15 protein-coding genes and 1 riboswitch are annotated in these 20,869 nt (G+C 40.3%); of the genes, 14 read left to right on the top strand and 1 reads right to left on the bottom strand.

The features are described 5' to 3' along the window. Nucleotides 1-127 precede the first annotated feature (127 nt). From glmM to megL, 13 genes are all read left to right on the top strand, one after another. A complete protein-coding gene (glmM, locus tag BLV55_RS02010) occupies nt 128-1,474 on the top strand; it encodes a phosphoglucosamine mutase (protein WP_093310463.1) in 1,347 nt (448 codons plus the stop codon). Between the two features lie 343 nt (nt 1,475-1,817). After that, entirely contained in the window at nt 1,818-3,647 is a 1,830-nt protein-coding gene (glmS, locus tag BLV55_RS02005) for a glutamine--fructose-6-phosphate transaminase (isomerizing) (protein ID WP_093310462.1), read from the top strand. 864 nt (nt 3,648-4,511) lie between these two features. Beyond that, on the top strand, nt 4,512-5,552 hold the full coding sequence (locus tag BLV55_RS02000; protein WP_093310461.1) for a tripartite tricarboxylate transporter substrate binding protein: 1,041 nt from the start codon (nt 4,512-4,514) through the stop codon (nt 5,550-5,552). Between the two features lie 315 nt (nt 5,553-5,867). After that, nucleotides 5,868-6,917, top strand: coding sequence for a tripartite tricarboxylate transporter substrate binding protein (locus tag BLV55_RS01995; protein WP_093310459.1), 1,050 nt, complete (start codon nt 5,868-5,870; stop codon nt 6,915-6,917). 167 nt (nt 6,918-7,084) lie between these two features. Next, nucleotides 7,085-8,131, top strand: coding sequence for a tripartite tricarboxylate transporter substrate binding protein (locus tag BLV55_RS01990; protein WP_093310456.1), 1,047 nt, complete (start codon nt 7,085-7,087; stop codon nt 8,129-8,131). Between the two features lie 152 nt (nt 8,132-8,283). Further along, the gene (locus BLV55_RS01985; protein ID WP_093310453.1) at nt 8,284-8,772 is read left to right on the top strand and encodes a tripartite tricarboxylate transporter TctB family protein; all 489 of its coding nucleotides are present in this window, start codon (nt 8,284-8,286) and stop codon (nt 8,770-8,772) included. A gap of 15 nt (nt 8,773-8,787) precedes the next feature. Beyond that, nucleotides 8,788-10,305, top strand: a complete 1,518-nt coding sequence (locus tag BLV55_RS01980; protein ID WP_093310451.1) for a tripartite tricarboxylate transporter permease — start codon at nt 8,788-8,790, stop codon at nt 10,303-10,305. Between the two features lie 136 nt (nt 10,306-10,441). Next, a riboswitch (cobalamin riboswitch) is annotated at nt 10,442-10,625 on the top strand. Nucleotides 10,626-10,783: 158 nt separating this feature from the next. Continuing rightward, nucleotides 10,784-12,355, top strand: a complete 1,572-nt coding sequence (locus tag BLV55_RS01975) for an ABC transporter substrate-binding protein (protein WP_242869999.1) — start codon at nt 10,784-10,786, stop codon at nt 12,353-12,355. Between the two features lie 45 nt (nt 12,356-12,400). After that, on the top strand, nt 12,401-14,119 hold the full coding sequence (locus BLV55_RS01970) for an ABC transporter ATP-binding protein (protein WP_093310448.1): 1,719 nt from the start codon (nt 12,401-12,403) through the stop codon (nt 14,117-14,119). Continuing rightward, on the top strand, nt 14,112-15,092 hold the full coding sequence (locus BLV55_RS01965; protein ID WP_093310446.1) for an ABC transporter permease: 981 nt from the start codon (nt 14,112-14,114) through the stop codon (nt 15,090-15,092). The genes BLV55_RS01970 and BLV55_RS01965 overlap by 8 nt, the downstream gene beginning before the upstream one ends. Next, nucleotides 15,089-15,931, top strand: coding sequence for an ABC transporter permease (locus tag BLV55_RS01960; protein WP_207646000.1), 843 nt, complete (start codon nt 15,089-15,091; stop codon nt 15,929-15,931). Before BLV55_RS01965 ends, BLV55_RS01960 begins: the two co-directional genes overlap by 4 nt. Before the next feature lie 100 nt (nt 15,932-16,031). After that, nucleotides 16,032-16,850, top strand: a complete 819-nt coding sequence (locus BLV55_RS01955) for a class I SAM-dependent methyltransferase (protein WP_093310445.1) — start codon at nt 16,032-16,034, stop codon at nt 16,848-16,850. A 225-nt stretch (nt 16,851-17,075) separates the two neighbouring features. Beyond that, nucleotides 17,076-18,275, top strand: a complete 1,200-nt coding sequence (gene megL / locus BLV55_RS01950; RefSeq protein ID WP_093310440.1) for a methionine gamma-lyase — start codon at nt 17,076-17,078, stop codon at nt 18,273-18,275. 26 nt (nt 18,276-18,301) lie between these two features. On the opposite strand, the gene dinB is transcribed toward megL, so the two are convergent. Continuing rightward, the gene (gene dinB, locus BLV55_RS01945) at nt 18,302-19,513 is read right to left on the bottom strand and encodes a DNA polymerase IV (protein WP_093310436.1); all 1,212 of its coding nucleotides are present in this window, start codon (nt 19,511-19,513) and stop codon (nt 18,302-18,304) included. Between the two features lie 279 nt (nt 19,514-19,792). Here dinB and BLV55_RS01940 point away from each other — a divergent pair, with 279 nt between their 5' ends. Continuing rightward, nucleotides 19,793-20,839 carry an NlpC/P60 family protein gene (locus tag BLV55_RS01940; RefSeq protein WP_093310433.1) on the top strand — a complete coding sequence of 349 codons (1,047 nt, stop codon included), beginning with the start codon at nt 19,793-19,795 and terminating at the stop codon, nt 20,837-20,839. The last annotated feature ends 30 nt before the right edge of the window (nt 20,840-20,869 follow it).

Genomic DNA, 20,869 nt, shown 5'->3' with positions numbered 1-20,869 from the left:
ACTTGCACTTTTTTTCTTCAATGATAAACTTGGATGGAAAGATGGAGGAATACGGCTACATTGTGTTTTGCCAACCATTATGCTACAATAAACTGACTAGTGATGAAATAGAGGAGGAAGATGTTGCATGGCGAGACTCTTTGGGACGGACGGGGTTCGAGGCATTGCGGGGGAAGAATTGACAGCAGAAAGGGCCTATAAAATGGCTAAAGCTTGTGCTGGTGTAATGCTGGAAACATTTCATAAACCTATGGTGATTATTGGAAAGGACACTCGAAGATCCTGTGATATGCTGGAGGCCTCTCTGAGTGCCGGTTTTTTTAGTATGGGTGTCGATGTAGCGTCTGTTGGCGTTATACCAACACCAGGTGTTGCATACTTAACAAAAAGCACCCAAGCTTCCTGTGGCGTGATGATTTCCGCTTCTCATAATCCGGCGGAGTATAATGGGATAAAATTTTTTAACAGTGAAGGTTTTAAGTTAGACGATCAATTAGAAGATAAGATAGAAGAAATGATGAAAGATCCTATCAAAATGAGTACTAGCGTTGAATCGAAAAATATGGGGAAATGGCGGCAAAAGGAAGTGGATGTTGACCAATACGTGAAACACCTAAAAGAAAGTGCTGCTGGAGATTATAGCTCTTTTACAATTACGATAGACACAGCTAATGGAGCCGCTTTTCGTATTGCGCCAGAAGTATTTGCGGCGCTAGGAGCAAAAATACATGTGATTAATGACCAGCCTGACGGATTAAATATTAATAAAGACAGTGGTTCTACTTATGTAAAAAATCTTCAGAAAAAAGTGGTGGAAACCAATAGTCATTTTGGTTTTGCTTATGATGGGGATGCGGATCGACTTATTGCTGTAGATGAAAAAGGAGCTATGGTCGATGGGGATAAGATTATGGCATTATTGGCACTAAGGCTAAAAGAAAAAAACAAGCTACCCCACAATACGTTGGTGACAACGGTTATGAGTAATCTGGGACTGGAATTGGCCCTTAAAGAACATGGATGTAAATTAGTTCGCACAAAAGTAGGCGATCGATACGTCATTGAAGAAATGAAAAAATCTAACTTTGTTCTGGGTGGCGAACAATCAGGCCATATTATCTATTCAGAGCAAAGCACAACAGGAGATGGGTTATTAACTTCACTGATGTTAGCTAGTTTATTGCTAGAGAAGAAAGAGCCTCTATCACAATTGGCATCGGTGATGAAAAGTTATCCACAAGTTTTGGTGAATGCAAAGGTGGAAAACAGCAAAAAGCATGAGTATTTGAATGATCCGGAAATCTGTAAAGAAATAAGTTTGTTGGAATCAAAAATGGATGGCAAGGGACGAATTCTGATAAGGCCTTCAGGAACAGAAGCCTTGGTAAGGGTGATGCTGGAAGGTGAAAATCAGGAAGAACTAAACAGTATGGCACGAGGATTAGCAGATACAATACAGAAAAGATTAGGCTAAGTTTTGAACAATCGTCTTGCAAGAAATATTCGGAAATCAGTACTTTGAAAGGGGTGGTGCTGTGTCTTTACCTACAACTAAATAGCTATACCAAGCGCCTGGACTCATAGAGTTAATGATGAGTTGACGAGGGACAGGGAGTATCGACTGATCGGCGGATGCCCTGCGGTGACTTCACCACCGAAAAAGAAGCGACAAAGCTGGCAAGTGATTGGCAGTACAAAGTGCTTCGGGTGAATACCTGTGACAGCTTGTCAGAGGTCTGATTTTTGTGCAGAAGATAAATGAAAACAGTAAAAATAAAATCAAAATGTTCTGAACGTCGAAAGGAGTCATTTATTATATGTGTGGCATTGTTGGATATATTGGAGAGCAGCAAACAGCTCCCATCTTAATAGAAGGGCTACAGAAGTTAGAGTATAGAGGTTATGATTCTGCTGGAGTTGCAATCTATACGGATCAAGGAATTGCGGTAAAAAAATTCAAAGGGAGGCTGGCTGTGCTAGAAGAGCATCTTAATAAACATCGGGTTCCTGGAACACTAGGTATCGGTCACACCCGGTGGGCAACTCATGGAGAGCCGAATGATATTAATGCCCATCCTCATTCCAGTTATGGCGGGAAAATTGCAGTGGTGCATAATGGGATTATTGAAAATTATATGAGGCTAAAAGAATGGTTAAGTACCTTGGGAGCTGAATTCACTACTGAGACGGATACGGAAGTGATAGCTCATCTTATAGAGCATTACTATGAAGGGGATCTTATTCAAGCAGTACAAAAGGCTGTCCATCGGATGGAAGGCGCCTATGCCATTGGTGTTATCTGCAAAGACGAACCGAATAAGATGGTAGCTGTTCGAAAAGATAGCCCTCTTGTAGTAGGGATTGGACAAGGTGAAAATTATATTGCATCAGATATACCGGCGCTTTTGAAATATACCAGAGATGTATATTTTCTTGAGGATGGAGAAATGGCAGTCCTTACCAAAGACAATATCGATATTTTTGACGAGTTGGGCATGCCGGTGGAAAGAAGCATATACAAAGTCACTTGGGATCTAGAATCAGCTGAAAAGGGTGGATACGAGCATTTTATGTTGAAAGAAATGTACGAACAGCCTAAAGCGGTTCGGGATACCTTGATGCCACGCTTAGATGATGAAAACCGCATTTTATTGGATGAATTAAGTTTAACACCGGAGCAATTGAATCATCTTAAGAAAATAATTATCATTGCTTGTGGAACCGCTTGGCATGCAGGTTTAGTTGGAAAAGCAGCGATTGAAAAATTTGTACGAATCCCTGTTGAAGTAGAAATCGCCTCAGAGTTTCGTTACAGAGATCCTTTTGTCGATGAAAGAACATTGGTTATTGCGGTCAGTCAATCAGGAGAAACCGCCGATACCTTAGCAGCGCTTAGAGAAGCTAAAGGAAAAGGTGCTCATGTGATGACGGTCACCAATGTGGTAGGGAGTCGAATCTCTAGAGAAGCACAAGATGTTTTTTACACCTGGGCAGGGCCTGAGATTGCGGTGGCATCCACAAAAGCTTACATTACACAAGTGATGGCTCTTTACTTGATAGGATTAAAAATGGCTGAGTTAAGAGCACAGATGCCTCATGAAGACATAGTGAAGATTGTAGAGGAACTAAAAGAATTACCGTCTAAAATTCAGCAAATATTAGACCATCAGGAGAAAATTAAAGAATTAGCAAATAAACAGATTCATCAACATCATGCTTTTTATATTGGACGTGGACTTGATGATTATACAGCTAGAGAAGGATCGCTTAAATTAAAAGAAATTTCCTATGTACATTCTGAAGCGATTGCCGCTGGAGAATTAAAACATGGAACCATTGCTTTATTGGAAAAAGGAACCTTGGTAGTTGCGATGGCAACACAAGAACCACTTTATGATAAAATGGTATCGAATATGAAAGAGGTAAAAGCTAGAGGAGCCTACGTTATAGCCGTAACAAAAGCGTCTCTCGAAGAAGAAATACAACAGTCAGCGGACGTTGTTTTTTCTGTACCAGATACACTGGATATCCTTTCGCCAGTTCTTTCGGTAGTACCTTTGCAACTTTTTTCCTATTATATGGCAGTTGCAAGAGGAGCGGACGTTGATAAACCAAAGAATTTAGCTAAATCTGTGACGGTAGAATAGAGATAGTTATGTCAAAAGACCCGAATCTTTCTCTTTTTGTCGAATCATAATAAAGACTGGTGAATAAGAATAAAGAATGGTGAAAAATAATAAAGATTAGTGAAAGCCCAGCGGGTATTTGCAGAGAAAGGTGCTGCGAGTATACGCTGGGCTTTTGTTGTGGAGGGAATACGAGGAGGGGAGGAAAGGCCAGTATTAGGGAAGAAAAAAATAAAAAAACAAATAAATATTTTCATCCCCTACACCTAAAAATACGGTAAAATCAATAGTTTAAAGCAAACTTAACAGAAAATAAATATATAAATAAATAACTAAATCCATAGAAAGGAGATCCTTCCGAGGACCTCAGAATAGACTTCTATCCGCCTATAAAATCAATAAATAAATAATTGAATATGTCGAAATTCCTCTCCATTTTCACCACACTTTATTATCATTTTTTATTACTTATTTTTACATTTTTAGCCTTCTTATAGGCTAGAAACTCTGCATTTTTCACCAAACTTTATTATTACTTCAATAAATAATTAATTATATTATTATGGCTATAATCCCTTTGTTTACTGGGATTATAGCCGTTTTTCTCTTCCTCTCCTTTTCACTAAACTTTATTATGAATTAACACTTTTAGAGATGTTTGGGTCTTTTGTGCAAAAAGGACAGGGTAGTTTGGTGGAACAATAAAATACTGAATATTTTTACTTATAAAAATATTGCAATTATACAGCGGCGAGTGTATAATAAGCAATTATCAAAAGGACATAAAAAATGGCATGAAGGGGGTGGCTCTTGTTTATAAAGAAAGTTCAAAGAGAGTGGATAAGGCAAAGTAGTGATAGAAATAGAAAGACAGGGGGAAATACGATGAAGAAAAATAAAAAATGGATGCTACTACTAGTTTTTGTGATGATTACTTCGATATTAGCAGGGTGCGGAGGTGCGGAAGAGACGGTTGAAGAGCCAGCACCAGCAAATGGAGCTGAAGAACCAGCGGAAATAGAAGGAGCAGCAGCGGAAGAAGATGTAAGCATTGATATTATTGTAGGATTTGGTGCTGGAGGTTCAAATGATGTTGCTGCTCGTTATATGGCAGAAGCATTAAGGGAATATGGAATATATGCTGATGTTATTAACATGGCGGGAGGAATGGGTTCAGAAGCAGCATACTATGTGGCGAATCAGCCTGTGGATTCCAATGTGTTTTTCTGGAGTCAAGCAATGACGCTTATTTTTGAGCCTGCGATAGGAGATCGCGGATATACCATTGAAGATTTTGATGCGGTAGGTATGTTGGCAAGCCCGACTTTTAGTATTGGTTCCAGATCAGGAGCTCCCTGGGAAACCTGGGAAGAGTTGATTGAATACATTCAGGAAAATCCGGGTGAAGTGACCCTAGGTGGTCAAGGAGAAGGTAGTATGATGCATTATTATGCGGTAAATATGCTTCCTCAGGATGAGCTGGACTATACCTATATTGCTTTTGAAGGTGGAGCTGATGTTTCTTTGAATTTAACAGGAGGGCATGTGGATGTTGGTCATTTGAGTTTGGCAGCGGCAAGACCTTTACATGAAGAAGGAGATTTAACGGTATTAGTGAATACGCAGATTCTTGTAGATAGAGATCCGCTAATGCCTGAAATACCAAATATTACAGAAGTATCAAGTGCTTCGGCTGAGCCGCATTCCATTTCACTCTTTGCACCTAGAGGAACAGATCCAGAGCTAGTAGCTCGCATTAGTGCCGCTATGGAAAAAGCAGCGGAAAACGAAACTTTGCAGGAAAATTTTATGAATAGTGGATTGATTGCTCATTACCTGAACGCTCAGGATACAATGAATTTCTATATGCAAATACATGAGGAAGTAGTGCCAGATTTTCAAGCATGGCATGAAACGATTGACTAGCCATAGAGGATTTAATGATAAAGCGATCTCCTTTTCAGGAGGTCGCTTTATTTTGAAATGATCTAAAAAAGAAAAATAAACTTTGTCGAAATAAAATCGAAACCAGTTGAAAAACAGTGGCATAGAGAAACAATAACAATTGTTTGATGATTTTGATTTCAATAAAGATTGAAAAATCAATGCATTTATTGTATAATGACTGAAAGTTTAGAAGTATTCATAATTTGCTTCAATTCTATTGAGAGGAGGTGAGTTGCGAAAAAAGACATCTATTGCAGATTGAAGGGTAAGCTATCAAAAAGGGGGACTTGTATCATGCAAAAGAAAAAAATCTTATTACTAATGTTAGCGATGGTAATGGTAATCACCTTATTGGCGGGCTGTGGTGGACAGGAAGAAGCGCCAGCTGAAGCACCTGCCGATGATCCGGGAGACGAAGTTGCGGAAGAACCAGCAGATACTGGTGAAGAACTTGAGGAAATTGACATTGATATCGTTGTTGGATTTGGGGCAGGTGGATCAAATGATATGTCAGCACGATACTTAGCAGAAGCATTAAGAGAATTTGGTGTTAATGCGGACGTTATTAATATGCCTGGTGGTATGGGAACGGAAGCTGCCTATCACGTATCAACACAGGCGCCGGATTCACATATGTTTATGTGGGCACATCCACTGATTATGTTGTTTGAGCCAGCGACAGGTGATAGGGGTTTTACGATAGATGATTTTGAACCGGCTGGATTATTAGCCAGTCCGACATTTGCTTTGGCATCGAAAGCGGATGCACCTTGGGATGATATGGAAAGTTTGATTGAATACATTCAAGAAAATCCAGGAGAAGTGGTACTTGGTGGTCAGGGAGAAGGAAACATGATGCATTTTATTGCAGAACTAATCCTTGATCCGAATGAATTAGACTACACCTACGTTGGACTAGGCGGCGGAGCCGATGTTGCTTTGAACCTAACAGGTGGACATGTGGATTTAGGTCATATGAGTTTGGCGGCGGCAAGGCCATTGCATGAAGATGGAGACTTATCCGTATTGGTTAATACGCAAATATTGGTGGATAGGGATCCATTAATGCCAGACATTCCAAACATAGAAGAATTTGGAATTAATGCGAAAGAACCACATCCACTAGGCTTATGGGCACCTAAAGGAGCTCCGCAAGAACTTATTGATCGTGTCAGCAATGCGGTGGAACAAGCTTCTCAAAGTGAAACCTTAATTCAAAACTATCAAGATATTGGGATCATCGCTCATTATCTGAATCCTGAAGATCAATGGGGATTTTTTATGGATGTGCAGGATGATATGTTACCACGATTTATTGAATGGGTGGAAGCGTTTGAAGACTAAAACACCTTAACTGGTTTGAAAGGGTGAAAGTAAGTTTCTGTCAGTTATGTCGAAGCGCTGATGTTGCGCTTCGACATAATAATTCATAATGCTGCTTAAAGAGAAGCTATAAAACGCAATGTTGGGTGATTGTATAAACCGACTGGACCCTAAAGGGGGATATTAATATGAATATCAAAAGAACATTACTCTTGTTATTGATTCTTATTTTAACAGGAGGAATGGTAACTGGATGTGGTGGAGAAGAACCAGCGGAAGAATCAGCACCAACGGAGATGGGAGAATCAGCAGAAGAAGCAGAAGTGTCTGAGGAAGCAGTAGAGGAAGAAGTGGATATTGATATTATCGTTGGGTTTGGTGCGGGTGGCTCTAATGACTTGACGGCTAGGTACATGGCAGAGTATTTAAGAGAATTTGGAATTAATGCCAATATTGTAAATATGCCGGGTGGAATGAGCACAGAGGCAGCTTATCATGTTTCTAATCAATCACCGGACTCTAATATGTTTTTCTGGGGACATACAGGGCCGCTGCTGTTTGAACCAGCAGCTGGTGACAGGGGCTATACAATTGATGATTTTGAAGCAGTTGCAACATTGGCGAGTCCAACTTTCGTTATAGGAAATCGTTCAGGAGCACCTTGGGAAACCTTAGATGAGTTAATAGAATATATTCAAGAAAACCCGGGCGAGGTTGTATTTGGAGGTCAGGGGGAAGGCAATGTCAGACATTACATTGTCGAAAAAATCTTACCACCTGATGAACTTGATTATATTTTTGTAGGCTTAGAAGGTGGTGCAGATGTAGCCTTGAACTTAACAGGAGGCCATGTAGACGTTGGACATTTAAGCTTAGCGGCGGCTGTTCCACTTCACCAGGATGGTGATATGAGCGTCATGGTTAATACACAACCATTGGTAGAGAGGGATCCATTGATGGAAGACGTGCCGAATGTATCCGAGTTTGGTATAGAAGATGGTCGAGAAAGACATCCGATTGCATTATGGGCCATTAAAGGGACAGACCCTGCTTTGGTTGATAGAATATCTGCAGCGATTGGTGAAGTAGCAGAGATGCCAACACTGCAAGAAAGCTTTAAGGACATGGGTGTAGTCGCTCATTACTTAAATGCTGAAGAAACATGGGAGTTCTATATGGATGTAAAAAGCACCATGATTCCTAATTATATGGAATGGATCGAAACCTTGGATTAAAGGTTGATATTGATCTAAAAGCATTACATTATTGATAGAAAACCAGTTAATAACAGAGCCTAAAACCAAAATGGTGATAGGCTCTGTTGAAAAAAAGACGAAAATTTCCGAACAATCAAAGCTTATGACTAAGCTTAGTCAGGGGTGTTAGGATGAGTTCAAAATTCCAATTATCATTAAACTCTAAAGTAGGGCTATTGATTACGATCATTTCTATGGGAGGATATGCCTGGACATTCACCTCCTCTTTAAGATCAATGGAACTATTTGTACCTAGAATTTCATTGATTTTGATGGCGGTAGGTGGCGTCTTGGTACCTATTAGAGAAATATTGAAGCCAGAAACAAAAGTTGAATTTAAGATGACTGGGAAATTACCCTGTGCAATAGCCATCGCTATCTTCATGTGGGCTTATTCTTGGTCTTTTAGAAATATTGGCTTAGCAACGTCAACCTTTGCCTTTCTATTTTTTTGGTGGTTATGGACCATTTATCGTGAAGCAAAAAGAAAGAAAGACTTTAGTCGCTTTGCTATAACGGCAGGGAAAATGGCCGCTTTAGCACTTGTGGTAGCCATTGTGATTCACATACTATTTATTGAATTGCTATCTATGTACATGCCAAGAACACCATTGCCTTAAAAGGGGGGACTTAAGATGGCTGTTGATACTGTTGCATTATCAGGCGCTGTAGCAGACGTATTTACTATTCAAACGATGCTTTTTATTATGATGGGAATTGTTGTAGGGATTTCTGTAGGGGCTATCCCCGGATTAGCGCATAGTCTTCCTATTGCTTTGGTTTTGCCGTTTTCCTTTGTGTTGCCATTAGCTCAAACCATGGGGTTGCTGATTGGTACATATGTGGGTGGTACTTATGGAGGGTCGATTACAGCAATTGCCTTTGGAACACCTGGAACTTCCGGTGCGGCCGCCACCGTTGCGGATGGATACGGCCTAACTCAGATGGGAAAAGGGAAAAAAGCACTTCAAATGGGGCTATATGCTTCTGTTTTGGGTGGTTTTTTCGGTTCTTTTGTCCTTATTTTTCTAGTAGTACCTATTGGACGAATGGCACCTAGATTTGGACCGGCAGAACTGACGGCATTGTATATGCTGGCTTTATCATTAGTGGTAGTTTTTTCGGCAGAAAACCCAGGTAAAGGGATTATGTCTGCAGGAATTGGATTCTTTTTAGCTATTATTGGGAGAGATATTATTACAGGAGGCCTTCGATTTACTTTTGGCATCAGACAGATGCAATCTGGATTTCCGTTAGTGCCTTTACTGATGGGTTTCTTCGCTCTGCCTGTTATTGTCAAAGAGATTCATGAGTTTCTTAAAGATCCTGATAAATCCGGGGATCTGGGAGACAGTATTTTGGATGAAGCTAAGAAAAAAGAAGAAGGATTGACGATTAAAGAACTATTTAAGTCCGGAAAAGCCATCGGAATAGGATCGGTGTTGGGGACCTTTCTGGGAGCCCTTCCAGGACCAGGAGCTACTCTGGCATCCTATACATCTTACTCGGTGTATAGTCAGATATCCAGTGATAAAAACTATGGTAAAGGATCCTTAGATGGTGTTGCGGCGGCAGAGGCTGCCAATAATGCGACTTGCGGTGCGACTTTTATCCCGATGTTAACCTTTGGTATTCCTGGGAGTTCAATTGCCGCACTAATGATGGCGGCCTTGGTAATGGAAGGCGTACCGGTAGGTCCTCGGGTAGTGGTAGACCATACCCAAGTAGTGTACACCCTCTTTATATTGATGCTGATGACCAATCCGCTCAATTTGGTTTTTGGATGGATTTTAATTCCTGTTTTTACAAAGCTTTCAAAGATACCTGTTCAGGTATTATGGCCTATTATTGCTGTGTTCCTGGTTATTGGTACCTATGCTTACAGTAATATGCCATATCATACGATCATTGCGATTGTTTCCGGTTTTATTGGCTATTTTTATAAATGGTATAAATTGCCAGACGGACCTTTGATTTTGGCATTTTTAGTAACACCTCTTTTTGAAGCTAGTTTCAGACAAGCCTTAACCATTGCGCGTGGTAATTACCTTTACTTTGTCAGTAGTCCGATATCGATTGGTTTATGGACAGTCACCATTTTATCTGTATTTTTCTTTCTTAGAAAAAAGAAACAGATCCTGGAAGAAGATTAGAAAGAGTGAAAAGCGGCTTTTGCATTATGCAGAAGCCGCTTTTTTGCGATTAGAAAATGATGGTTATTCTCTCAGACTATTGACATTTATCCGATGATTATCTTGAATAACAACAAGGTTATTGATATAATGGCAAATGATCAATTGCATCGAAGGTGCCCTTAAGAAAGAGGGAGAATAGGGAAGACCGGTTAAAATCCGGCGCGGACCCACCACTGTAAGCGGCGACAATTCCTCGATATACCACTGAGTGATTCTTGGGAAGGTGAGGAAAAGGATGAACCGTAAGCCAGGAGACCTGCCTTTAGATGAGGAAAAATATATGATGGGAATCTGTATATTTTTTAGAAAAAAGAAGTGACTTTAAAATGGGAAAAGTCTCTTGAGGATATCAGGAGGCTTTTTTGTTTTCTTTAACCTCATCAAAGGAATAAAAGCATCGATGTTAAAAAGGATATTATATAGGGAGGTAAGGGAGATGAAGAAGATTAGCAAGAAGATGATAACATTATTGATGGTAACGGCTCTGTTGATGACAGCCTGCGGCAATCCGGCAGAGTCTGAAAATGGTCAGCAATCAGTAATGGAGGAAGAGCAGCGACTGATCCGGTTAGAGGGAGGAGATTATGGTTTGCCACAACCATATGCCACTCATTCCAGAGGCCCTGGACGTTATAAGGTAAACCTTATTTTTGATAAGTTGGTGGAAAAAGATGAAAATGGATATATTCCATGGCTAGCAAAAAAATGGGAGATGTCTGAAGATGGATTAGAATATCATCTTATTTTACAAGAAGAAGTGAAGTGGCATGACGGAAAGCCGTTTACAGCGGAAGATGTTGCTTTTACATTAGAATATGCAAGAAAATATACACCGGTAGTTTCTTCAGCTCAGCTACTGGACGAAAACTTTATTCAGGAAGTAAACGTAATGAATGATCACGAGGTAGTGATTCGGCTAGGAGAACCAAGTCCTATCTTTATAGAAGAGCTATTTGGTATTAGTATCTTACCAAAACATATCTGGCAGGATATAGAGGAACCAGAGTCTTTTCATGAACCGGAGTCCTTGATAGGAACTGGCCCATACGAATTAACACATTACGAACAGGAACACGGAACTTATCGGTTTGAAGCCTTTGATTTGTTTTGGGGACCAGAACAAAAGGTAGATATTATTGAATTCATACCGGTGAGTGATTCGGTATTGGCTCTTCGGAACGAAGACATTCATCTATCGGATATCCCGATGGACTCTTTGGAATATTTTCAAGAGAATGAAAGATATCAGCTTGTAGAAAAACCGGGAGTCTGGGGTTATCGTCTGCGATTTAATATGGAAGAAAAACCAGAGCTGAAAAAGAAAGAACTGAGGCAGGCGATGGCATATGCTATTGACAGGCATGCCCTAGTAGAAAGAATAGCTCGTGGAGGTGGTATTCCGGGCAGCTTGGGAATTTTGCCACCAGATCATCGCTGGCATGATGCAGGAGTGACGGCATACGACTTTTCACCGGATAAAGCGATGCGGCTATTAGCTGAAAATGACATAGAAACAGAAAATCTATCCTTTGAATTACTAACAGGAGAAGACCAAGAAGTAAGGATGGGCGAATTAATTCGTGAACAATTAGAAGATATTGGGATCGAAATAAACCTGCATTCGAGGGATAGCCAGTCCAGAGATCAGAGAATTGCCGATGGTCAGTATGAAATGGCTATTGTTGGTCATGGCGGATGGGCTCGGGACGCGGATTACTTAAGAGCTCGATTTACGACAGCCGACAGCGACTGGGTAAACAGTGTGCCTGGTTATCATCATCCATTATTAATGGATATGTTGGAAGAACAGATTTTGATTTTGGATGAAGAAGAAAGAAAGCAAAAGATAAAAGAAATCCAATATATATTAGCAGAGGAAGTGCCGGAAATACCTCTTTTTTTAAGAACAGGATATACCGTATATAATAAAGAAGCCTACGATGGATGGATGCATGTTTTTGATCATCATAACATGACGCACAATAAACTTTCCTACCTAGACTATTAGGTTTCCTGCTTGAATTATTAGGATTAAGAAGATAAGGAGGATAAGATGGACCGTACCATTAATGCCATAGACCTTCGAGTACAATATCAGACAGAAAAGGAAAAAGTAGTGGCCTTGAGAAAAGCTTCTTTTACTTTGCGAGAAGGTAAAAGCATAGGAATTGTGGGAGAGTCAGGAAGTGGAAAAACCTCTTTGGCACTTGCGATGATGGGGCTTATTCATCGAAAGCATACTAGATCTGGAGAATTAAAGCTTTTTGGAGAACCCTACCTAAGCTTGCCGGAAAAAGAACAAAAAAAACATCGATGGAATACGATGGCGATGATGTTTCAAAATTCCATGAATGTATTGAATCCTGTGATGCCAATTGGTAAGCAGTTAACAGAAAGGTTAGTAGAAAGAAAGATAATGGATAGCAGGCAAGCTGAGCAGGAAGCAGAAAGTCTTTTGAAATCTGTAGGTTTAGAGGGGTGGGAAGCAAAAGCTTTTCCACATCAGCTTTCTGGAGGAATGCAGCAAAGAGTACTTTTGGCGATGGCTGTTGCTTGTAAGCCACGCTTTTTAATCCTTGATGAGCCCACAGGTTCGCTCGATGGGCTTGCAAGGGCGGAGATGATTCAACGGATTCAAAGCTTGCAAAAACAAATGAATTTTGCCATGCTTGTTATTTCTCATGACATTAAATTGATTGGAGAGCTTACCCAAGAGATAATGGTATTGTATGGAGGTTGTGTGGTGGAACAGGGAGCAACGGATGCCGTGATTGAAAAACCTATGCATCCCTATTCCCGAGGTTTGTTTAATGCGTCGGTTGAACTGGCGCCTTATAAAGATTTATGGGGTATTCCTGGAGAAAGCAACAATGGAATAGAAGAAGGCTGTGTGTTTAATAATCGTTGTACACAGCCGTCTTCGCTTTGTTACCGCCACATGCCTTCCTTGGAAAGTGTTTCAATTGAACGCAAGGTAGCGTGTCATCAAAATGGATTAATTCATGTACTAAAAGGAGAAGGGTTAAGTAAAGAATATGATATTGGAAAAAAATCTATCGTAGCCTTAGATAAGGTCTATATGAATTTAAGACACGGCGAAACGCTTGCTGTAATTGGTCCTTCTGGATCTGGAAAATCTACTTTGGCTAAGGTGTTAGGCGGATTTACTGAAGCCGATGAAGGAGACGTTTTTTTTAATGGGAAAAAACTCAAAGAACATCCTTTTTCTTGCTGTGAAGAAGGCGTGCAATTGGTACTTCAAGATCCCTTTAGCGCTTTAAGCCATCGAATGACTGTAGAAGAAGTAGTAAGCGAACCATTGCAAATTAATAAAATAGGTGATCAAGCTGAAAGAAAAAGAAGGGTGAAGCATGCTTTAAGAGATCTACAGTTAAGTGATGAGGAGAAATGGTTACACCGTTATACTTCAAGTCTTAGTGGAGGTCAACGACAACGGGTTGCTCTTGCAAGAGCATTGGTGATGAACCCTAAAGTATTAATAGCGGATGAAATAACGTCAATGCTGGATGTTTCAACACAGGCAAATGTATTAAGGCTGCTTAAAGGCCTTCAAAGCCAGAAGGGTTTTGCACTTCTTTTTATTACTCATGATTTAAACTTAGGAAGAAAGATAGCTGATCAATTAATCGTTTTGGATAAAGGAAAGGTCATTGAAGAAGGCAACGCTAATAGAATTCTACAGATCAATCATCCAAATAATCATCAAAGCCCTTGTGAGAACTTGATAAAAGCAGGTCTGATCAATGGATAGAAAAGCAGAGTATCTGATGACGTTTATTGTCATTCTTAGCCTTAATTTTGCACTTCCGAGAATGATGCCGGGAGATCCTTTTTTATATATTAGTGGAGATGATCATGAGGCTTCTGTGGAATATTCGAAAGAACAAATAACTTACTATAGAGAGTATTATGGTTTGGACAGACCGTTACATGTTCAATACGTCAACTACATGATGGATGTAAGTCGTGGTCAGTTCGGTTTTAGTTATAGTCATCGTGAGGAGGTTAGTCATCTCATAATGAAGCGGTTGCCTTGGACTTTCTTTTTAGTGGGCACTTCTTTAGCGCTAAGCATTTTAGCAGGAGTGTTGCTTGGTACTTATTCTGCTTGGAAAAGAAATCAATGGCAAGATTCATTAACGTATAGCCTGATTATTGTATTGTCTGAAATACCAGCATTTTTAATAGGATTGGTTTTGTTGGTTGTGTTTTCTGTGATGTTAGGTTGGCTTCCACTTTCTGGGGCAAAGACACATTTTGCAATGCATACAGATCACTGGTCAAAAGTGATTGACATCATAAGGCATGCGACTCTACCTATCATAACCTTGACCATAGCGAGAACAGGTGGTATTTATCTGATGGTACGAAATAGCTTAAGCACGGTGCTTACCAAGGACTATATGACCACAGCACGAGCGAAAGGATTAAAAGAATACCGCATCCGGTATATTCATGGACTGCGCAATGCTTTATTACCGCTCATTACAAGAATTGCGTTGCAAGTAGGCGGGTTAGTTGGTGGAGCGGTTATCGTGGAAAACCTTTTTTCTTATCCAGGATTAGGCACATTGATGACAACGGCTGTCGCCTATCGAGACTATCCATTGCTTCAGGGGATTTTTTTGGTAATGGGGATAACGGTGATTCTTGCTAATCTGATAGCTGATTTAATATATCTAAAAGTTGATCCTCGTATTGAAAAAGGAGGTCGGGCGAAATGAAAGCCTTGATTTTTTTCTGGAAAGCCAGATCTTTGTTCGGAAAGCTGGCAATGCTTCTATTAATAACCTTAACCATGATGGCTATTTTTGCGCCAGTCCTTACCAACTTACCACATCAGCGTTCATCAGGACCAGCTTTGGAACCGCCAGGATGGCCTCATATTATGGGTACGGATCAGCTAGGGATTGATATTTGGTCAATGATTGCCCATGGTGCCAGAACCAGCCTGTTGGTTGGATTGGGAACCTCTCTACTGGCAGGTTTGGGAGGTGGGATTATTGGCATCATGGCTGCCTGGAAAGGAGGCGTTATGGATAGATGTATCCAACGGTTCATTGATATCATGCTGGCACTTCCTGAATTACCAGCAATGATTGTGATTGCTGCTTTTTTTGGATCAAGCCTGAAAAATATCATTATTGTCTTAGCTCTGTTTTCCTGGTCCAGACCAGCAAGAATTCTCCGGGCAGCAACATTATCCCTAAGAGAACAACCTTATATCAAGATGGCATCCCATTACGGCGGGAAGGCTCCCTATATGATATGGAAACATCTTATTCCAGAGTTGTTTCCATTACTGATGATTAACATGATCCGTTTGGCAAGTATGGCCATTGTAACCGAGTCCTCCTTAGCTTTTCTAGGCCTTGGCGATCCAGCTTCAAGAAGTTGGGGCTTGATCATTCACCATGCTGTTAATTTTCAAGGGATCTTTATGACTCCTTTTTGGAAATGGTGGTTACTGTTTCCTTGGATTTTTCTTACACTTTTGGTAACCTCGCTGGCACTATTAGGGAGAGATTTAGAAAGCATGGCAGACCCTAGGATGTTACGATAAAACAGAGTTTTTAGCTTTCGGTGAAGCGCTACCTCTTTCTTACTGAAGAGCCAGCTTTAGCGATGACAGTCATCGGATAAATGGAAAGGATGGTTTACAAATGAATGAAGAGAAACTTGAGTATTGGATTAATCAGTTAAATCAAGAGTTAGATATGGAAACCTGCGAATCTTTCTGGGACGATAGGGCAAATGAGTTTAATCAACGTGCTGAAAAACGTCAAGAAAAAGCAGATCAGATGGCAGAAGAGCTGATTCAGAAAGGTATGATTTCCAGTCAGAGCAAGGTGCTGGACATTGGGTGCGGTCCGGGAACACATAGCATTGCCTTTGCAAAAAAAGGGTGCCAGGTGACGGCTATGGATATTTCGTCAAACATGTTGAAACATCTAAAAGAAAAGGCTGAAAATCTAAACCTTCCTTCCATTACATTAATAAAAGAAAATTGGGAAGAGGTTGATCTGAACCACTATGGGTGGAACCATTACTTTGATATGGTGATTGCTTCTATGTCACCAGCAATACACAATTGGGATACTTTTGACAAAATGATGACGGCTAGCAAAGGATATTGTTATATCAGTGCTTTCATAAAACGAAAGGATAAGTTGGGGGATGAAATTCAAAGGCGAGTAGGGGATAAAGGGGTTCATCTCACCAATAAAATCGAATCTATACAAAATATACTTAGAATACAAGGCATCAATTCAGAGTTGAACCTTTATCATCGAGAGTGGGAAATGAAAATGCCTATAGAAGAAGCCGCTCAACATTACATTAAAAAAACTCGAATTAAGCAAGAAATATCCTCTAACATAAAAGAGGAAATTCGAACTTTTTTAGAAAAGCAACAACACGATGGGGTTGTATTGGAAAAAACAGAAGCAACGGTAGGGGAAATTATCTGGAAAACAAACTAATCAAAAGAACCTTTCTTGCAAAAGTGGTGAGGTTGACTCAATGACAAGTTGGAAAAAACTAATGAATGAACATTATTTCCACAAAAAAGAAGGGATTTACAAATTATTGTCGAAGATATATTACAGAGGATAATAAACAGAATTTTAAGTGGTGCTAGTCATCGGGTAAATCAGTGAATGATGGATTCTTCGATAATATTTTGTGAAAACGGGAGGTTATGCTTCATGGAAAAAGAAAAGATGAAAACACAGGGTTTTGCAACACAAAGCATACACGCTGGTTCGGTTCGTAATGAGCAAGGTACTTTAGCAACACCCATCTATCAAACGGCCACCTTCTTATTTGACTCTGCCGATCAAGGAGGGAACCGTTTTGCAGGAGAAGAGGAAGGCTATATCTACACACGCCTTGGCAACCCTACTACCACAGTAATAGAAGAAAAAATGGCTTTGCTGGAGGGGGGAGAAGCTGCTCTGGCAACAGCTTCCGGTATGGGGGCGATTTCTTCATCTATTTGGACAGCTATCAAAGCAGGTGATCATATCATTGCTGGAAAAACATTATATGGGTGCACTTTCGCTTTGCTATGTCATGGGATGAGCCGGTTTAACGTAGAAGTTACCTTTGTAGATATGAAAGATCCGGAAAATGTGCGTAAGGCAATGAAGCCTAACACACGGATTGTCTATCTGGAAAGTCCTGCAAACCCAACGATGGAACTTGCGGACATTGCTGAAATAAGTCAAATAGCTCATAAAAACGAGAATTGCTTGGTGATGGTTGACAATACTTTTTGTACACCCTACCTGCAAAAACCATTGGAATTAGGAGCTGACGTTGTAGTACATTCGGCTACTAAATATCTTAATGGTCATGGGGATGTTATTGCTGGGTTCGTCATAGGAAGCGAAGCATTTATAACAGAAGTGAGAACCTTCGGCTTAAAAGATATGACAGGTGCCTCCATAAGTCCTTTCGATTCATTTTTGATAGAAAGAGGACTAAAAACCCTTAAATTAAGAATGGACAGGCATTGTCAGAATGCTAGAAAAGTTGCAGCCTTTTTACGCAACCACCCTGCGGTAAAAGAAGTGTATTATCCTGGTTTTGAAGATTTTCCTCAGGTGGATTTGGTGAAAAAGCAAATGAGCCAACCTGGCGCCATGATATCTTTTCTGATTAATGGTGGCGTTGAAAAAGGAAAACAAGTAATGGAAAACGTAGAGTTATGCGGTCTGGCCGTCAGTCTTGGCGATGCTGAGAGTTTGATTCAGCATCCGGCAAGCATGACCCATTCTACCTATTCACCGGAAGAATGTGAAATGGCAGGTATCTCACCAGATCTTATCCGATTATCCGTGGGTCTTGAAGAAGTCGAAGATATTATTGCTGATTTAGATCAGGCATTGAATAGCATAAAATAAAAAGCTTTAAAGCGTATCATTACAACCTATTTTTTCTTTCTAAGCAAAGAAGCGCGGCTGATAGAATCTGAGCCGTGCTTTTTTCTGATTTTGTCTAATAAGTCATCAACCGTATGAGAAGGTTTTTTAAGGGATAAAAGCGTTTGTTTTTTTGGTGAATGGTTCAACGTATCAAAGATACTCATCTGTTGACCTTGCTCATGATCACAGAAACCAGTTAGGCTAATTCCGATTAATCGGACACCTTTATGAGGAGGCCAGTTCTTTTGCAGTAGTTGGAAACCGTGGTCATATAAATCTTTTGTATAGTAAGTTGGCTCTACAGTTACTTGACGGGTAATGGACTTGAAGTCGTTGGATTTTAGGATAATTTGTACCACTGTACCTTTTTTGTTATGTTGTCTTCCTTGCATAGCAACATCTTCTGCTAAAGCAAAAAAAATATTTCTGACAGATTCTGCCTTATAAGCATCAGATTCTAGCGTGACAGACCGTCCAATGGATTTCATATCATCCTTTGAGTTAGGAACAACATTACTAGGATCGATGCCATTCGCCTTTTGATGCAAGCTGAGACCATGGGCTCCGAAAACCCTTAAAAGCTCTGTGGCCGAAAAGTTGGCAATATCGCCAATGGTGTTGATATTTAACAATTTTAATTTATGGAAAGTCTTACTTCCTACCCCATACATTTTTTGTGCAGGAAGAGGCCATAGCTTCTTTTCGACATCCTTTGGCCAAAGTTCTGTAATACCAAGAGGTTTTTTCATATCAGCAGCCATTTTTGCTAAAAACTTATTACTGGAAATGCCAATAGAACACCATAAGTCCAGATGATTCTCCAAATCGTTCATGATGGTTGTTGCTACTTTGTAGGCAGGACCAAGCAACTTCTCTGTACCGGTCATATCCAGCCAAGCTTCGTCGATACTGTTTTGTTCAACGATCGGTGAATAGTGAAGTAGCCGTTTCATCACTTCGTCTGATCGCTGTTTATAATATTTATGATCAGGTGGAACGGTAATTAGTTCGGGGCATTTTTGATAAGCTTCATGTAACGTCATAGCAGTTTTAACTCCATAATGGCGAGCATTATAATTAGCCGCTAATACAATGCCAGTTCGTTTTTCAGGGCTACCGGCAACCGCCGCTGGTACATCTTTAAGAGAAGCATCCCGGCTCATTTCACAGCTTATGAAAAAAGCATTCATATCGACCAAGAAAATAGTCTTACTCATTTTATCCAGTTCCTTTCAACGTATTCTATAGGCTTCATCGATAAAGAAGCTTATCAAATAAGTAAAAAAATATACTTGATGTTTTTATTATCCTGCACCCTTTGAAAGCTGTCAAGGAAGGCTTTGTAAAGATAAAGGACATATATCCTTTATCTTTAGGACGAGATCTGGCGTTTACAAAAACTGTTTTTATGATATAATTTTGCTTAAAATAAAAAGGCTTGAGTATAAACCAATTCTGAGCGAAAAATGTCATCAAGGCCTTAAAGGAGTGACAGTGTGAAGTATCGAATGATTCTAGTTCTTGTCATCCTAGTTATTGGCATAAGTATTCCTTCTGCGTTTGCGACGTTTAACGGGTCTGAGTTTTCTGATGTTGATTTAACAGACTGGCATGTTGGCTATGTGTTAACCTTATCGGATATGGACGTTGTAAGAGGGTATAGTGACTCGACCTTCAGACCGGATGCAACCATCAGTAAAGCAGAATTTATTGTATTGGCAATGAAAACAAGTCACCGACATTACCAAACAGCAGAAAATGAACATTGGGCAATGAATTACATACGTGCGGCAGAAGAGATGGGTGCTATCGAGCCGGGAGACGCTGAAACAATGGCTCTGGATGAACCGATTAACCGGGCAGAAGCGGCAAGAATTTTAGTAAGAACACAGCTTACAGAGGATACAGAGGGTTGCGAATCTTACATTGAACGAGTGAAGGATTATGAAAAAATACCAGAAGCTTATCAGACCTATGTACTGAAAGCTTTTGCGAAAAACTGGATTTCTGGTTATCCGGATGGAAGTTTTCAACCGGATAATAAAGTAACACGAGCGGAAGCCTCTGTTATGCTGACAAAATCCATGGGGCAGGAAGCTCAGTTGCGAATGAAGCAGATGCTGGATGAAGCAGAAAAATTATTGCAAAGAGAAATTGAGCAGGCAGAAGATTTGCGTGAAAGTATCTTAGACAAGGCGATGGATATGAAAGGAGTACCCTATCGTTTTGGTGGATCCAGTCCTAATACTGGGTTTGACTGTTCGGGAATGGTATCCTATGTGTTAGCAAATCATGGAGTGGTTGTGCCCAGATCCAGTGCGGCTATGTATAATGCCGTTGAGCATATTCCGAAGGAAGAGATGGAACCAGGAGATTTAGTATTCTTTACTGCTTATCGGTCAGGACCTTCTCATGTAGGCTTTTATGTAGGAGAAGGGATGTTTATTCATGCTCCTTCCTCCGGAGGTTCTGTGACCTTAGATCCTGTAGATGATCCGTCTTATTGGGGACCACGGTTTCTTACGGCGGCTCGGGTTCACTAATAATAAAAAAAGATAAAAAATCTTCGGTGA

It is taken from the genome of Tindallia californiensis (genome assembly GCF_900107405.1).
Classification (GTDB): domain Bacteria; phylum Bacillota; class Clostridia; order Peptostreptococcales; family Tindalliaceae; genus Tindallia; species Tindallia californiensis.
The sequence above is the reverse complement of the archived record's forward strand: the minus strand, read 5'-3'. Positions and strand labels throughout refer to the sequence as shown.

Coding starts and splice junctions, on each gene's coding strand:
- glmM (WP_093310463.1), top strand. CDS start 128: ATGGCGAGACTCTTTGGGACGGACGGGGTTCGAGGCATTGCGGGGGAA.
- glmS (WP_093310462.1), top strand. CDS start 1,818: ATGTGTGGCATTGTTGGATATATTGGAGAGCAGCAAACAGCTCCCATC.
- BLV55_RS02000 (WP_093310461.1), top strand. CDS start 4,512: ATGAAGAAAAATAAAAAATGGATGCTACTACTAGTTTTTGTGATGATT.
- BLV55_RS01995 (WP_093310459.1), top strand. CDS start 5,868: ATGCAAAAGAAAAAAATCTTATTACTAATGTTAGCGATGGTAATGGTA.
- BLV55_RS01990 (WP_093310456.1), top strand. CDS start 7,085: ATGAATATCAAAAGAACATTACTCTTGTTATTGATTCTTATTTTAACA.
- BLV55_RS01985 (WP_093310453.1), top strand. CDS start 8,284: ATGAGTTCAAAATTCCAATTATCATTAAACTCTAAAGTAGGGCTATTG.
- BLV55_RS01980 (WP_093310451.1), top strand. CDS start 8,788: ATGGCTGTTGATACTGTTGCATTATCAGGCGCTGTAGCAGACGTATTT.
- BLV55_RS01975 (WP_242869999.1), top strand. CDS start 10,784: ATGAAGAAGATTAGCAAGAAGATGATAACATTATTGATGGTAACGGCT.
- BLV55_RS01970 (WP_093310448.1), top strand. CDS start 12,401: ATGGACCGTACCATTAATGCCATAGACCTTCGAGTACAATATCAGACA.
- BLV55_RS01965 (WP_093310446.1), top strand. CDS start 14,112: ATGGATAGAAAAGCAGAGTATCTGATGACGTTTATTGTCATTCTTAGC.
- BLV55_RS01960 (WP_207646000.1), top strand. CDS start 15,089: ATGAAAGCCTTGATTTTTTTCTGGAAAGCCAGATCTTTGTTCGGAAAG.
- BLV55_RS01955 (WP_093310445.1), top strand. CDS start 16,032: ATGAATGAAGAGAAACTTGAGTATTGGATTAATCAGTTAAATCAAGAG.
- megL (WP_093310440.1), top strand. CDS start 17,076: ATGGAAAAAGAAAAGATGAAAACACAGGGTTTTGCAACACAAAGCATA.
- dinB (WP_093310436.1), bottom strand. CDS start 19,513: ATGAGTAAGACTATTTTCTTGGTCGATATGAATGCTTTTTTCATAAGC.